Source organism: Hymenobacter busanensis, from assembly GCF_008727865.1.
GTDB lineage: Bacteria > Bacteroidota > Bacteroidia > Cytophagales > Hymenobacteraceae > Solirubrum > Solirubrum busanense.
On sequence record NZ_VTWU01000008.1, the window covers coordinates 59,850 to 73,354 of the forward strand.

14 protein-coding genes are annotated in these 13,505 nt (G+C 62.2%); 6 read left to right on the plus strand and 8 right to left on the minus strand.

Annotated features, from left to right (window positions below):
* Positions 1-27: 27 nt before the first annotated feature.
* Together dprA and F0P96_RS19020 are read left to right on the plus strand one after the other, a co-directional pair.
* Positions 28-1,161, plus strand: a complete 1,134-nt coding sequence (dprA, locus tag F0P96_RS19015) for a DNA-processing protein DprA (RefSeq protein ID WP_476729744.1) — start codon at positions 28-30, stop codon at positions 1,159-1,161.
* Positions 1,158-2,003 (plus strand): aminotransferase class IV, encoded by an 846-nt coding sequence (locus F0P96_RS19020; RefSeq protein ID WP_151080570.1) that lies wholly within the window; start codon positions 1,158-1,160, stop codon positions 2,001-2,003. Before dprA ends, F0P96_RS19020 begins: the two co-directional genes overlap by 4 nt.
* Here F0P96_RS19020 and F0P96_RS19025 read toward each other — a convergent pair.
* From F0P96_RS19025 to F0P96_RS19040, 4 genes are all read right to left on the minus strand, one after another.
* Positions 2,000-2,224, minus strand: a complete 225-nt coding sequence (locus F0P96_RS19025; RefSeq protein WP_151080571.1) for a hypothetical protein — start codon at positions 2,222-2,224, stop codon at positions 2,000-2,002. The two genes, F0P96_RS19020 and F0P96_RS19025, sit on opposite strands and share 4 nt — an antisense overlap.
* A 262-nt stretch (positions 2,225-2,486) precedes the next feature.
* On the minus strand, positions 2,487-3,119 hold the full coding sequence (locus F0P96_RS19030) for an energy transducer TonB (protein ID WP_151080572.1): 633 nt from the start codon (positions 3,117-3,119) through the stop codon (positions 2,487-2,489).
* 73 nt (positions 3,120-3,192) lie between these two features.
* Entirely contained in the window at positions 3,193-3,987 is a 795-nt protein-coding gene (locus F0P96_RS19035; protein WP_151080573.1) for a thymidylate synthase, read from the minus strand.
* Positions 3,988-4,044: 57 nt separating this feature from the next.
* The gene (locus F0P96_RS19040) at positions 4,045-4,503 is read right to left on the minus strand and encodes an SMI1/KNR4 family protein (protein WP_151080574.1); all 459 of its coding nucleotides are present in this window, start codon (positions 4,501-4,503) and stop codon (positions 4,045-4,047) included.
* 207 nt (positions 4,504-4,710) lie between these two features.
* Between F0P96_RS19040 and F0P96_RS19045 the strand changes: the two genes are divergently transcribed.
* On the plus strand, positions 4,711-5,748 hold the full coding sequence (locus F0P96_RS19045) for an N-acetylmuramoyl-L-alanine amidase family protein (RefSeq protein WP_420840983.1): 1,038 nt from the start codon (positions 4,711-4,713) through the stop codon (positions 5,746-5,748).
* A 71-nt stretch (positions 5,749-5,819) separates the two neighbouring features.
* Here F0P96_RS19045 and F0P96_RS19050 read toward each other — a convergent pair whose 3' ends face one another.
* Positions 5,820-6,077, minus strand: a complete 258-nt coding sequence (locus F0P96_RS19050) for a hypothetical protein (RefSeq protein ID WP_151080575.1) — start codon at positions 6,075-6,077, stop codon at positions 5,820-5,822.
* A gap of 190 nt (positions 6,078-6,267) precedes the next feature.
* On the opposite strand from F0P96_RS19050, the gene F0P96_RS19055 reads away from it, so the two are divergent.
* From F0P96_RS19055 to F0P96_RS19065, 3 genes are all read left to right on the plus strand, one after another.
* Positions 6,268-8,565: an efflux RND transporter permease subunit gene (locus F0P96_RS19055; protein WP_151080576.1), complete on the plus strand. Its 2,298-nt coding sequence runs from the start codon at positions 6,268-6,270 to the stop codon at positions 8,563-8,565.
* 146 nt (positions 8,566-8,711) lie between these two features.
* Positions 8,712-9,299, plus strand: a complete 588-nt coding sequence (locus F0P96_RS19060; protein WP_151080577.1) for a hypothetical protein — start codon at positions 8,712-8,714, stop codon at positions 9,297-9,299.
* 16 nt (positions 9,300-9,315) lie between these two features.
* A complete protein-coding gene (locus F0P96_RS19065) occupies positions 9,316-9,675 on the plus strand; it encodes a hypothetical protein (protein ID WP_151080578.1) in 360 nt (119 codons plus the stop codon).
* Between the two features lie 21 nt (positions 9,676-9,696).
* Here F0P96_RS19065 and F0P96_RS19070 read toward each other — a convergent pair whose 3' ends face one another.
* The 3 genes from F0P96_RS19070 to F0P96_RS19080 are packed head-to-tail and all read right to left on the minus strand — an operon-like array spanning position 9,697 to position 13,167.
* Positions 9,697-11,403 (minus strand): glycosyltransferase family 39 protein, encoded by a 1,707-nt coding sequence (locus tag F0P96_RS19070; protein ID WP_151080579.1) that lies wholly within the window; start codon positions 11,401-11,403, stop codon positions 9,697-9,699.
* A 26-nt stretch (positions 11,404-11,429) separates the two neighbouring features.
* Positions 11,430-12,467, minus strand: a complete 1,038-nt coding sequence (locus F0P96_RS19075) for a UbiA family prenyltransferase (protein ID WP_151080580.1) — start codon at positions 12,465-12,467, stop codon at positions 11,430-11,432.
* Positions 12,442-13,167: an HAD family hydrolase gene (locus tag F0P96_RS19080; RefSeq protein ID WP_151080581.1), complete on the minus strand. Its 726-nt coding sequence runs from the start codon at positions 13,165-13,167 to the stop codon at positions 12,442-12,444. The genes F0P96_RS19075 and F0P96_RS19080 overlap by 26 nt, the downstream gene beginning before the upstream one ends.
* Positions 13,168-13,505 lie beyond the last annotated feature (338 nt).

The window sequence follows — 13,505 nt, forward strand, 5'->3', positions numbered from 1 at the left end:
GTGCCGCTATTTTCTTCTTCGCCCGATCTGAACGCGCCTGCAGCCGCTTCGCAACCGGCCGCTTCCCTCGACCTGCTGCCCGAAGTAGCCCTGACGCTGCTACCCGGCATCGGCCCGCTGCTCACGCGGCAGCTCATCAGCTATGCCGGCTCAGCCCAGGCGGTATTGAGCGCCCCGATGGCCAAGCTGCAAAAGGTGCCCGGCGTGGGGCCGGCCGTGGCCAAAACGCTGCTGAGCCACACCGCCGCGTTGCGACAGGCTGAGGACATCTTACGCCGCGCCGAAAAAGCTGGCGTACGGCTGCTCTACTACACCCGCCCCGACTACCCCACCCGCCTGCGCCCCGTGCCCGATGCGCCCGTGCTGCTTTATTACCAGGGCACCACCGAGCTGAACGCGCCGCGCACCCTGGCCGTGGTGGGCACCCGCCAGGCCACCGACTACGGCCGCGACCAAACCGAGCGGCTCATCCGCGGCGTGGCGCCCTACCAACCGCTCATCATCAGCGGCCTGGCCTACGGTATCGACATTGTGGCCCACCGCGCCGCCCTGCAGGAAGGCCTGCCCACCATTGGCGTCATGGCCACCGGGCCCGACCAGATGTACCCGGCCGCGCACCGCCGCACCGCCGAGAAAATGCTCGAACACGGCGGCCTGCTCACCGAATACCCCTTCGGCACCGGCCCCGACAAATACAACTTCCCCGCGCGCAACCGCATTATTGCCGGCCTATCGGATGGCACGGTGGTAGTGGAGGCAGCCCGCAAAGGCGGCGCGCTCATCACCGCCGAGCTGGCGCAGGACTACGACCGGGAAGTGCTGGCCGTGCCCGGCAACCTTGGCGCGCCTGCATCGGAAGGCTGCAATCATCTGATCAGGAGCAACCGCGCCAGTATCTATACCGGGCCCGAGGACATTGAGCAGGCCCTGAACTGGGACAACGCCCTGCACCCCACGCGCTTGCCCGCCGCCCTCGACCCGGCCGATTTCACTCCCGAGGAATTCAGCCTGCTCACTATTCTGGGCAGCAGCGAAAAGCAGATCGACGAGCTGAGCTGGCAGGCCCAGTTGCCGGTGCACCAAGTGGCGTCGCTGCTGCTGGGGCTGGAGTTTCGGGGGCTGGTGAAGGCCTTGCCGGGCAAGAAATTTGCGCTGGTATGATGCCGACCGACGCAACGGGCTGGGTGCTGCACAACGGCCAGCTGTTGCCCGCCGCCGGCTTCGCGCTGCCGCATTCGTCGCGCGCGGCGCTCTACGGCGACGGGTGCTTTGAAACGATGGTGTGGTCGGCGGGGCACATACGCTACGTCTCGGACCACCTGGCGCGGCTCCACCAAGCCTGCGCGGTGTTGCAGCTGCAGCTTCCCTCCGATCTACAATCGGCCGAAGATCTGGCAGCCTGCGCTGCCCGCCTGACGGCTGCCAATAATCTAGCATCGGCCCGCCTGCGGCTGCAATGCTGGCGCAGCGGTGCGGGCCTGTACCTGCCCGAAACCAGCCAAGCTGAATACATTCTGACGGCCGCTCCGCTGCACCTCAACAACGCGCCTATCAAGGTTGCCGGCATTGCCCAGCAAGTGCACACTGTGGCCAGCCCGCTGGCTTTTTGCAAAGGCCCGCAAGGCTGGCTGTACGTGTTGGCCGCGCAGGAACGAGCGGCACGCGGCCTCGACGAACTGGTGCTGCTCGATGCCCAAGGGCACGTAGCCGAAGCGGTAGCCGCGGCCGTTTTCTGGCTTCGCGAGGGGCAGTTGTTTACTTCGGCGCTCAGCACGGGCTGCGTGGCCGGAGTGCGGCGCGCACATTTGCTGCGGGTGGCGCAAGCGCAGGGGCTACCTTGTCAGGAAGGCTTGTTTGGAGTTGCGGAGCTGCTACAAGCGGAAGCCGTTTTCACGGCCAACGTGGCGGGCATACGGGCGGTGCAACAGGTGCAAGGGGTCCGTTTTAAAAGCGAAGCCCACCCGCTTTTGCAAGCGCTACGCCAGTGGGACGCCGAGGACTAGCCGACGGGGGTGAGCATCCGGCAGCGCAACGCCAACCAGCTTTCCTCAAATTCAAGCAAATCGGCTTCTGTTACGTCGTTTTCCGACAACACGCGGCTGCGGGGCTTGGCGCCGGCTTCCAGCGCGTAGAGGGCAATCCAAGCGCGGTGTTGGCGCGGCAACGTGCTCGTGGTGGGCGGAGCGGTGAGTATGGCAGGCAATGGAAAGGCGTGGGCAGGCATGGCGGCAGATACGAAAACTGCCGTTGGATTGGATTTTCTCGGGCGGGTTTAATTTTTCTAACGCAAAAAACGCTCTTGTATTGCCAAAAGCAAGTTGAGCGCATCACATGAAGATGTGAATATCCCCCGGTTTTTGCTGTCGAGCTAGCGCGGCTGGTAACAGTCATACAAAACCCTGCTAACCGCCAAGATTATTCCACGATTAATCCTTACTGCATCAAGATTTATAAGATCTTACGCTTACCATGCCATTCCCAATACTTTAGTCAACTAATGAAAATGGAATGGTAATTACTTCTGTTGAAGTACTGGAAGCAGCCGTAAAACGTATGCGGCGAAGCGCATAGATGGCGGCATCCGTCATTGCTTGTCGAGCTGCGGCTGTTGTCTGCGCCGACTCAGTCGTGATTGGCTTGAAATCAGCTTGTATAACGGTGGCATTGCCCACGTAGCCTAAAGGGCTGACGACGAGTTGCACGAGCACCTTCCCTTCTAATTGGACTCGTAATGCAGCCGCGGGGTAGCGAAGAAAACGACGCAACTGATTGAAGTATGCCCTTTCCGAACCCAAGGCCAAATGCTGTTGAAGCCGCTCGCCTAAGCCGCGGGGCACCAAAGTTGAATCGGGCAGGGTCGCTAGTTGCAGGGAGTCCTGCCGCCATTGCACCTCCCGGTGTAGCGAATCCCGCCGGTCCTGTGCTGCCATGAGTAGTTTTCCGCGGGCAGTTGCTAGCGCCGCGGGTGCGGCGGCACGACCGGGCCGGGCATCCCATTGGTTGTAGCTTCGCTGGCCCACAGCACTAACGGACAGCAACAGACAGACTGTCAACAACAGAACGGCAGGCTTGCTCTGAGCTACTAAAAAGACGCGGGCTCGGTATGAAGTAGCTTTCATATACGAAGCGTTAACTGCCAAAAACTACTCCTGCAACGCACGGAGGTAATGGGCCGGGTTTGTATAGGCTAGGCTACACCGCAACCGGAGCCTTGATGGCTGGCCATGGGTCATAATTTTCCAGCTTGAAGTCATCGAACTGGAAGTTGAATAGGTCCGTCACGGCCGGGTTCAGGTGCATCTGCGGCAGCGGACGCGGGGTGCGGGTGAGTTGCAGGCGGGCTTGCTCGAGGTGGTTGGTGTAGAGGTGAGTGTCGCCGCCGGTCCAAATGAATTCGCCCGGCTGCAGGCCCACCACCTGCGCCACCATGAGCGTGAGCAGGGCGTAGCTGGCAATGTTGAACGGCACGCCCAGGAACACGTCGGCACTGCGCTGGTAGAGCTGGCACGAGAGCTTGCCATCGGCCACGTAGAACTGAAACAGCGCGTGGCAGGGCATCAGGGCCATTTGGTCGAGCTCGGCTACATTCCAGGCCGAGACGAGGATGCGGCGCGAATCGGGGGAACGGCGCAGTTGGTCGAGCACCTGCTGCATCTGGTCGATGTGGCCGCCGCGGCCGTCGGGCCAGCTGCGCCACTGCTTGCCGTACACGGGGCCCAGGTCGCCGTTGGCGTCTTCCCACTCGTTCCAGATGCTCACGCCGTGCTCTTTGAGGTAGGCCGTGTTGGTGTCGCCGCGCAGAAACCAGAGCAGCTCGTAGATGATGCTTTTCAGGTGCACCTTCTTGCTGGTGACGAGCGGAAAGCCCTGCTGCAAATCGAACCGCATCTGGTGGCCAAACACCGAGAGCGTGCCGGTGCCGGTACGGTCGGTTTTTGGGGTGCCGTGGTCGAGGATGTGCTGAACGAGGTCGAGGTATTGCTGCATGGCGGCGGGGCGTGAGGGCGAGTCGACAAAAATAAGGATGCGGCACGGATGCCCAGCTCAAATGCGGATTTGCCCGGTTGCCCAGCCTAGCAGAAACGCCGGCAGCGAATTGGCTATTTTCGTCAATTCGTCTTCCAAAGGCAACCAGAGGTACACGGCTGCCGAAGCTGCCGGCAAGTCGTCCCGACGGTAGGCAAACCGACCACCATCAGTGTAGGTGTGCGCAAAAATCACCAGCTCAGCCTCCGTTAGACTTTGCGGATTTTGCCGGGCTTTTCTGTTCTCCGCAGCTGCTTCTTCGGCGGGAAGCACGAGGTAGCCAACCATCAACTCCTCGTCCTGCCCGACGTGCAGGTATTCTTCCAGGCCGTTACTGAGGTGATACAATTCCCGCAGCTCAACGGGCAGCGGTCCGGCAGCCGCGACTTCCAACGCCCGTACTGCCCCTGCCGAAGCGGGCGGCAGCTGACGAAAGGCGGAGCCGGATAGCTGTGACAGGCATTCGGCAATAGACATGCAAGATGAGCGTAGGTAGAATGACTCGTGAAGGCAAACATTATCATTTTCCGCTCAGAATCCCGCTGCTATCCTTCCGGCAGCAACTCCAGTCACTACTTTTGCGCTACTCCCCGCCCCAACCGCCTTTCTAGCCCGGGCTTATCTTCCGGTTTATCCGGTTAGCACTACCTAAAATTTTCTTCCCAAAACCGACGCCCTGCCGCTTTGCGAATTCTCCTGCTCCTTTTCCTGCTCATCCCTGTTGCAGCCTTTAGTCAGCATTTTCGCAAGGTAGTTCCCAAGCGCGGCGAAGTAATTTCGACGCTGCTGGTGCGTCACGGCCTGAATCCCCGACTTTACGAACGGGAGTTTGTGGCCCTGAACAAGCCGCTCCTCGGGCCGCGCAACAGCCTGCGGGCCGGCAAAACCTACCGCCTGCCCCCGCGCAAATCGGAGGCTCAGCTGGCGATGAAAAAAACGGCGGCCCCAAAAGCCGCCGCCGAGAAAGTCACCGCCGTGAAGAAGCACAGCGGGCAGACAGCCCTGCTGTTCGGCAAGTACGGTCGGCCCTCGGCCAGCGACCAGGCCCTGCGCGGGGCCGTGTTCTACCTCATGTCGGGCCACGGCGGCCCCGACCCCGGCGCGGTGGGGCAGTACGGCAACGCCAAGCTGGCCGAAGACGAGTACGCCTACGACGTGACCGTGCGCCTGGCCCGCGTGCTCATGGAACACGGCGCTACGGTGCACATGATTGTGCAGGACCCCAACGACGGGATTCGCGACGAAGGCGTGCTGCTGATGGACGCCGACGAGCTGACCTACCCCAACCTGACCATTCCGCTGGGCCACGTGGCGCGGCTGCGCCAGTACACCAACGCCGTGAACCGCCTGCACGGGCGCTACGGCAAGGCCTACCAGCGCATGATTACCATTCACGTCGACAGCCGCTCGGCGGGCCTGAACACCGACGTGTTCTTCTACCACCACGAACGGAGCGCCGTGGGGCTTCGCCTAGCCAAAAACATCCACCAAGTGTTCAAGCGCCGGTATTTGCGCTACCAGCCCAACCGGCCCTACGTGGGCACGGTGTCGCCGCGCACCAGCCTGTACGTGGTGCGCAACAGCTACGCGCCGACCGTGTTCATCGAGCTGGGCAACATTCGCAACAGCAAGGACCAGCGCCGCTTCGTGCTGCCGCAGAACCGGCAGGCACTGGCCAACTGGATTTGTGAAGGCGCCATTGCCGATTACCGAGGCAAATAGCCGTTTACTATGAACGCAAAAACGCCCCGGCTGCAAAGCCGGGGCGTTTTTATAACTGGGCTCGTAGTCGACTACAGCGACTTCACGGCCGAAGCGGCCTTGGTATCGGTGGATTTCTCGGCCGAAGCCGAAGCGCCTTTCTTGGCGCAGCAGGCGGGTACGCCGCCGAGCGAAGCGGTAGAAGCTTTGGCACCACCGCAGTGGGCTTTGGCTTCGGCCGAGCAGGCTTCTTTCTTGGCGGCTTTCTTGCCTTTTTCGTCTTTGCCGTCGGTGGCCGAGGCAGAACCAACGAATGCGAACAGGGCCAGGGCGAGCAGGGCGTTTTTCATGGAAGCGGAAAAGAGTGGGTGGGTAGGAAACAAAAGCCGAAAACGGGCGGTTGGCTCACCGCCGGGTTTAAAGATAAGAAGAATCGGCTGATGCGGAAGCCCGCCCCTGCGTTGCGCTGGTGCGTAGCGTAGAGACGCCTTGAGACTCTCATCCCAGCCGTGTGGCAGGGCCGGCCTTTTAAAGCACTGCATGTCCGTTCGCTCCCTTAGTTACCTCACGCTGCTGCTGTTGGCCCTGCTGGGCGCCGCCTGCGCCACCAGCCTGCTGCGGCTGCGCTTCAACTACAATTTCAACGACTTCTACCCCACCGGCGACCCAGACCTAGCTTACTACGAGCAGTATTCGGCCCGCTTCGGCAACGACAACGACTACGTGCTCGTCGGGCTGGAAGCCCCCGCCGGCCGCACCTTGTTCGATGCCGACTTCGCCCAGCGCGTCGATACTTTCACCCGCTTCGCGCAACGGCAGCCGAACGTGGTGCACGTGTTGTCGCCCACCACGGCGGCCAATCCGGTGGTGGAAGGACTGGGCGTGTTCAACGTGCCCTACCTGCACCTCGACCGCCTCGCCGACCCGGCCTCCCGCGCCCAGGATTCCAGCCTGATTTTCCGCACGCCCGGCCTCGTGGGCAACCTCTTCGCCCGCAACGCCCGCGCCGTGACGGTGCTGCTGCAAACCACGCCCGACCTCAAGAAGCCGCCCGGCGACTCGCTGATGGCCAGCCTGCGCCAGGAACTCTCCCGCCTCGGCATTCCCGACGAGCACCTTCACCTCGGCGGCAAGCTGGTGGCACAGTCGGTGTTTGTCGACCGCTTAAAGGTGGAAATGGCCGTGTTCGTGTCCCTCTCGGTGCTGCTGGTGATGGGGCTTTTGTGGCTCACGTTCCGCACCTGGTGGGGCGTGCTGCTTCCGCTCACGGTAGTTGCCGGCGCCACCGTGGGCGGGCTGGCGCTGGTGGGCTGGAGCGGGGCGGGCATCGATTTGATGACGGCCCTGCTGCCGGTGATGATGTGCGTGGTGGGCATTGCCGACTCGGTGCATTTTCTCACCCGCTACGTGACGGAAACCGGCGAAGGCACCGCCACTGTGCCGGCCCTGCGCATCAGCATGCGCGAGTCCATGTTCGGCTCGGGCTTGTCGGCCCTCACCACGTCGCTGGGTTTTTTCACGCTCACCACCAGCCACATCCGGCCCATTCACAACTTCGGGCTGTACACCGGCTTGGCGGTGCTGCTGGCCTATGCCCTCACGTTCACTCTGCTGCCGGCCTTGCTGGTGCTGTTGCCCCGGCCGCAGCAGCGGTTTGGCGCGGGCCGCTCGTGGGATGGGTTTTTCCGCCGCCTGCTGCACCACGTGCTGCGCCGCCGCCACTGGGTTGTGGGCGCCGCCGCGCTGCTGCTCATTGGCGGGCTGACGGCGGCCAGCCAGGTGCGCATCGAGTCGCGGCTGCTCGACGACCTGGCCGACGACGACCCGGTGCAGCTGGACTTCCGGTTTTTCGAGCAGCGCTTTGCGGGGGTGCGGCCCTTCGAGCTGAACCTGCAGCCCCAGGGCAACCGCTCGGTGTACGATCTGGCCGTGCTCCGCCAAACCGAGGCCATCGAGCAGTACCTCACCCGCACCTACGGCCTGCATTTTGTGGCCTCGCCCGTTACGGTGGTCAAATCGGTGCGCAAGGCGCTGAACGGCGGCGCGCTCGACGAGTACCGGCTGCCCGCCACCGAAGCCGAGCTGGCCCGCCTGCAGCGGCAGTTGCGGCGGGTGAGCAAGCGGCCCGAGTTTCGGGCCCTGGCCACGCCCGACGGCCTCGAAGGCCGCCTGACCGGCCGCATGCCCGACCCCGGCAGCAGCACGGTGGCCCGCCTGAACGCCGGCCTGCACCGTTTCCTGCGCGCCCGCACCGACTCCACAGTGCTGCGCACACGGCTTACCGGCTCGGCCCTGCTTATCGACAAAAACAACCAGAACCTGACCCGCGACATGCTCCTGGGCATCGGCGTCGACGTGCTGATGGTCACCGTCATTGTGCTGTTGCTGTTTCGCTCGTTGCGCATGGTGCCGGTGGTGCTCGTTCCCAACCTGCTGCCCATTGTGGTGGTGGGTGGCGTGATGGGCGTGTGCGGCGTACCCATGAAAGTCAGCACCAGCATCATCTTCACCATTGCCTTCGGCATTGCCGTCGACGACACCATTCACTTCATCAGCAAGCTGCGGCTGATGCTGGGCAAGGAGCCCACCGTGCAGCGGGCCGTGAGCCACACCTACCGGCTGGCCGGCAAGGCCGTCATCGTCACCTCGCTCATTCTGGTCGGCGGTTTCAGCACCCTGCTCTTTTCCTCGTTCGACGGCACCTTCTATGTGGGCCTGCTCATCGGCCTGACGCTGCTGGTGGGCGTGGTGGCCGAGCTGACGCTACTGCCCATTCTTATTCTGGCCGTCTATAAAAAGCCCCGTGTCGGCCGCGCCCGGCAGGTGCGAGCAGCCTGATTGTTTTGTTACTGAACCCGGCTTCGCGTGACCAACAGCTAAACAATTCGGGGGTAAACAATTTGAAATTGTCTACCCCCGAATTGTTTAGCCCGCGTAGGCCAGCCCTTGAACCCCACCAGCCGGTGTGCTTACGTTTGTGTCGTATGAAATTCCCGTTGAGCCTACTTACGGCCGGCTTGCTTGCCCTTTCGGCCGCCGCACAAACGCCCCAGCCCCCCGCTCCGCCCACCGACCCGCTCCCACCGCTCATCCAGCAGCGCGAGCAGCTGATTCGGGAATACGAGGCGGCCAACGCCCAACGCAATGCATTTCTGGCCAACAAACCCTCCAAGAAGGACTTGCAGGAGGTGATTGACGCGCTAAAAGGCATTATCCGGAAGGACACCGAGATTGTGCAGGCTCTGAAAGAGTCGTCGTTGCGGCGCACCGCCACCATTGTGGCCGAAAAGCAGCAGGCCGAGCAGCAGGCTACCGTGGCCACCACCGACCAAACCTCGACCCGCCAGCGCTTCTACGACCTCGAAAACCAAATTCAGAACCTGCAGCTGCGCGACCAGCAGCGCGAAAAAAAGCTGCGCGAGGCCCTGGCCACGGCCGAAGAGGCCGAAGCCGGCCGCACCACCCCCCAGTTGCTGGCTACTGCTTTGGCCCTGCTGAGCGCCGGCCTGCTGTGGGTTATCTTTCGGCAGCGCCAGCGCCTGGGCGCCGCGCCGGCCCGCCGCCGGCGGTAGCCCGCCACCGTAACCTATGCTCGTTGTAGCTGCTGAATACCTGACCTACACTGAAGCCGTGGGCCTGTACCGCCGCCTCCACGACGAGGTGGGCGTGGTGAGTCTGGTAAAGAACTACGGTCCCGCCACCTTGCCCTTCGGCGACGGTCTGTATTTCCGCCTGCTCATCGAAGAAGACGACGTGGAAGCCGCCCGCGACATTGTAGCCGCCTTTGAGCAGCAACGCACCGAACGGGCCGCCGTGCGCTGCCCTCACTGCGGCTCCTACGACGTGTGGCCGGCCCCCGAAACGCCACAACCGTGGTACAAGCGCTTGTTTTACGCCGGCACCACGGTATACCGTTGCCGCAACTGCGGCCAGGAATTGGCTGGTTGACGCCGTTGACTTATCAGGGTTTTAGTCGTTCAGCACGAACAGCTCGGCGGCGTGGGGCGTGGCCGGGTGCGGCTCCCGAGGCGACTGGTAATGCAGCACTGCCCGGCCGCGCTGAGCAAAATAGGTTTTCAGCATGCCGCTGGGGTTGAACTCGGGGCGGTGGTACCACGCCGGCCGGCCTGCAAAATCCCCGATGGCGTCTCGGTTGACGTCGTTGTAGATAAACCAGAGGCGCTTCTTGCCGGCTAGGCCCTGGAAATCGGGCAGCAGGCGCTGGAAGTATTCTGCTTGGTTGTGCGTGCCGTTTTTCACCCGGCTCCCCGGTATGGCCGTGTACTTCAGTTGGTAGGCGTCCTGGTAGTACTCGTAGGCCTGGCGCATGTTCCAGAACACGTATACCGCGTCGCCGGGCTGGAAATGCTCGTTTACAAAGAGCAGCACGTCCCGGTTGGTTTCGGCGTTCATAATCAGCGTTGGGCGGGCTACCTGGCGGGCCGAATTGACGAGAGCCGGCAGCAGCACCAAACCAGCTACGGCTGCGGCCACCAAGCGGTAGCGCCGCTCCCGGGCCAGCATCCGCTGCACGCCGTAGGCCAGAATGAGAGCCAGCGCCGGCGCGAAAACCAAGGTAAACCGCTCGTAAAAGGGGTAGATGGCAAGGGCCGAAGCGGCCAGCGCCAGCCCGATGGGCAACGTGAGCAGCGCCAACGTGAGCGGCTGCCTGCGGGCCAGCAGCACCAAGCCGGCAGTGGTAAACACCGCGGGCAGAAAGCCCATTTTGAAGAGGTGCTTCCAGGGGCCGTCGGCCAGGGGCTGCAGGGGGCCGTCGAGGCTCAGCAATAGGCCAAGAGGGTGCAGAAACAGGAAGTAGAACTTGGCGGCCACCCATTTCAGGGTGCCCAGCAGCGGCCCTGCCACGGGCATAAACCCGTCGTTCTGCGTCCGAAAGAAATCAATGAGCCAAGCCGATTGCGGATACTTGCTGATGAAAAAGTGGTATTGGAGCGCAAAGCCAACGAGCCAAATGGCGCCCGGCAGGCAGGCCAGCGCCGCCCGCTTCCACTCCTTCCGCAGCACGGTGTCGAGAACCACGACGCTGGCAATGCCGGCCAGCACGAATATCACCGAGAAAGAAAATAGCAGCAGCCCGGCACCCAGCAGCCCCCACAATAGCAGTGGACCTACCCGCGAGGCCGCCCCAAAGCGCGTGTAAAGCAGCAGAGCCAGCACCGCCGCGCACAGCTCGGTGCTGTACTGCTTGGCTTCCACGGAATGGTAGATGCACGGCGCCGACAAGGCCAGGATGCCCACGGCAACCACCACGCCCCAGGGCCGCAGAAAATGCCGCGCAACGGGCACGAAACCAAACAGCGCCCCCAGGCCGCAGAGCAGCGGAAACAGGCGCAACGCCGCTTCTTGCTTGCCAAACAGCGTCACGCACAGCTTCACCGCCCACAGGTAGCCAATGGGTGCTTTCTGCTCGTACATAAACGGGCCGGTGAGCAAGTCCCGGAAGCCGAGCTTGATGAGGTTGATGCTCAGAAACAGCTCGTCGATGAACAACGAGCGGTTGTGGAAGTAGTGAAACAGCCGGAAGAAGGTACCCAGCGCCAGCACTGCCGCCAAAGCCAGGGCGTAGTAATTGAGCTGCCGGGCGCGCACTTCTGCGGCCACGGCCGGGGCCGTCGGCACCACGGGCGCGTGGGCCGTTCTGAAAAGCAGTTGCATAGCAATAAGGGCTATCCAAGCCTGGCTTAGTTGCCGCTCAGGTTGTAGTGGTCCTGCAGCAGGTTGTTCAGCCACGGAATTTTGACGAACAGCAGGAACGTGAGCAGCGCGCAGAACAGCACCACGTACAGCATAAACCAGTAGCGGGTATAGAGCTTTTCGGAACCCTGCACCGGCGAGTTTTTCAGCAGCCCGATGCGCAGATACCACGAAAACAGCAGCGCAAAAAACGGGAAGCTGATGAGCAGCTCGATGCGGTTTTTGATGAGGAAAATGCCCAGGAAAAATGCCGACGTGAGGGCGTAGAAGAACATCGAAATCAGCAGGCTGTGCTCGGTGTAGAACTTAAACGAGCGGCGGTAGAGCCCAGCCAGCTCGGGGTTGTCGATGAGGCGGTACTCGGCGAAACGCTTGGTAGCCATCAGAAACGCCCCGCCCATCCAGTAGGCCACAATGATGCTCGACGGCGGGAAGCTGTTGAGCACCTGCAGGGCCGTGGCGTCGCCGAGGGCAATGCCCGGCGCGATGGTAAACCAGCCCAGCGCAAACCGGATGGGATTGTTCACCGACTCCGACAGCACGTCGATGTAGGCCCGCTCTTTGGTGCGGAACGGCCGCACGTTGTACATCACGCCCATGAACAGCAGGAACATGGACACGAGCAGAAACTGCATGCTGATTTGGTAGGCCAGGGCAAAGCCGGCCACAGCCAGCAAAAACCACTCGGCATACACCAGCACCGGATTGACCACGCGCACTACCGAGGTGCGTTTCTTTTTCAGCGGGTGAAACTTGTCGAATTCGGCGTCGAGGTATTCGTTGATGACGTAGTTGGCCGACGCCACCAGGCAGGTACTCACCACGCCCAGCAGAATGTTGGTGAGCAGGCCCGCGTGCAGGCCGGGGTGGTACACCAGCAGTGCAAACAGCACACCGGGCATCATAAACACGTTTTTCACCCAGTTATCGGGGCGCGCAATGGCAATGTAATCGCGTAGGCCGGCCGGCACCAGGGCTACCTCCGGCTCGGCGGCGGTGTTAGGCGATAAAGATGTCTGGCTCATAACGGGGGGCGTTTACCTGGGAGGTGAGTTGGTGGTGGAGTTGGTGGAAAAAGGGCATCCCGGCCGCTGGGGCCGGGTCAACGAGCAGAAAGGGCATGCCGGCCCGCGCGGCGCACAGGCCGTCGAGTTCGGGCCGGTCGCCGATGAACAGGCACTCCTCGGGCGCGAGGTCAAACTGCGCGGCCAGGTACAGCAGCCCGCGCGGGTCGGGCTTGAGGCGGTCTACCGCCGCGTCGGTGGAGCTGACGACGGCATCGGCGGGCAAGCCCATGGCCGCCAGCTTATCGTGGGCCGGGTAGTCGGAGTAAATGCCGATTTTGATACCGTATGCCTGTAGGGCCGCGAAAAACGCCGCCGTGCCGGGGTACATGCACCCGGCCAGGTACTGATTGGGGTGGCGAAGCATCCACCGCTCCACCACCTGCTTGATTTCGGGAATCGTATAACTGGTGCCGGCAGCGCACCAGGCGTATTGGGCGTTGGCCAGGTCGCCGGCGGCGTAGGCCGGCCGCTTCTCGCGCTCGGCCCGAAACCGCCGCAGCATCAGCATTTCTTGCAGCCGCCAGGGCCGCAGGGCATAAAAGCGGACCAGATCCACAAGCATTTTCCGGCGCAGCGGTGCCTGCGGGTATAGGGTGCCATCTACATCGAAGATGACTGCTTTAACCGTGGACCAATTGATATCGGAAGCAATACGCATGACGCTAATGTTATAAAAAATCTTATTAATGTCAAATATTATTTCTTTCTATATAGTGCCTGCTTTTTGCCAATGAGCTGCCTTTGCTGCCGTTTTCTTCAGCCGGTGCAGCCGCTAGAGTTCAGAAGGGCACGTGCTGCGGGGCTGCTACTTGCCCCGGCAGGCAGAAATGCGCAGCCAGACTACTTGCTGCGGTTAGCGGGGCAGCAGTCGGGCAGCCAAATTCCTGCCACTGGAAGTTTATGTCTTCGCCAATGCGGTCTGACGGAGCTTCATGGCTTACATTTATTCCCATTTTGAAACACCAGTTCCCGGAAAAGCCAGCCCAGTCATTCGTT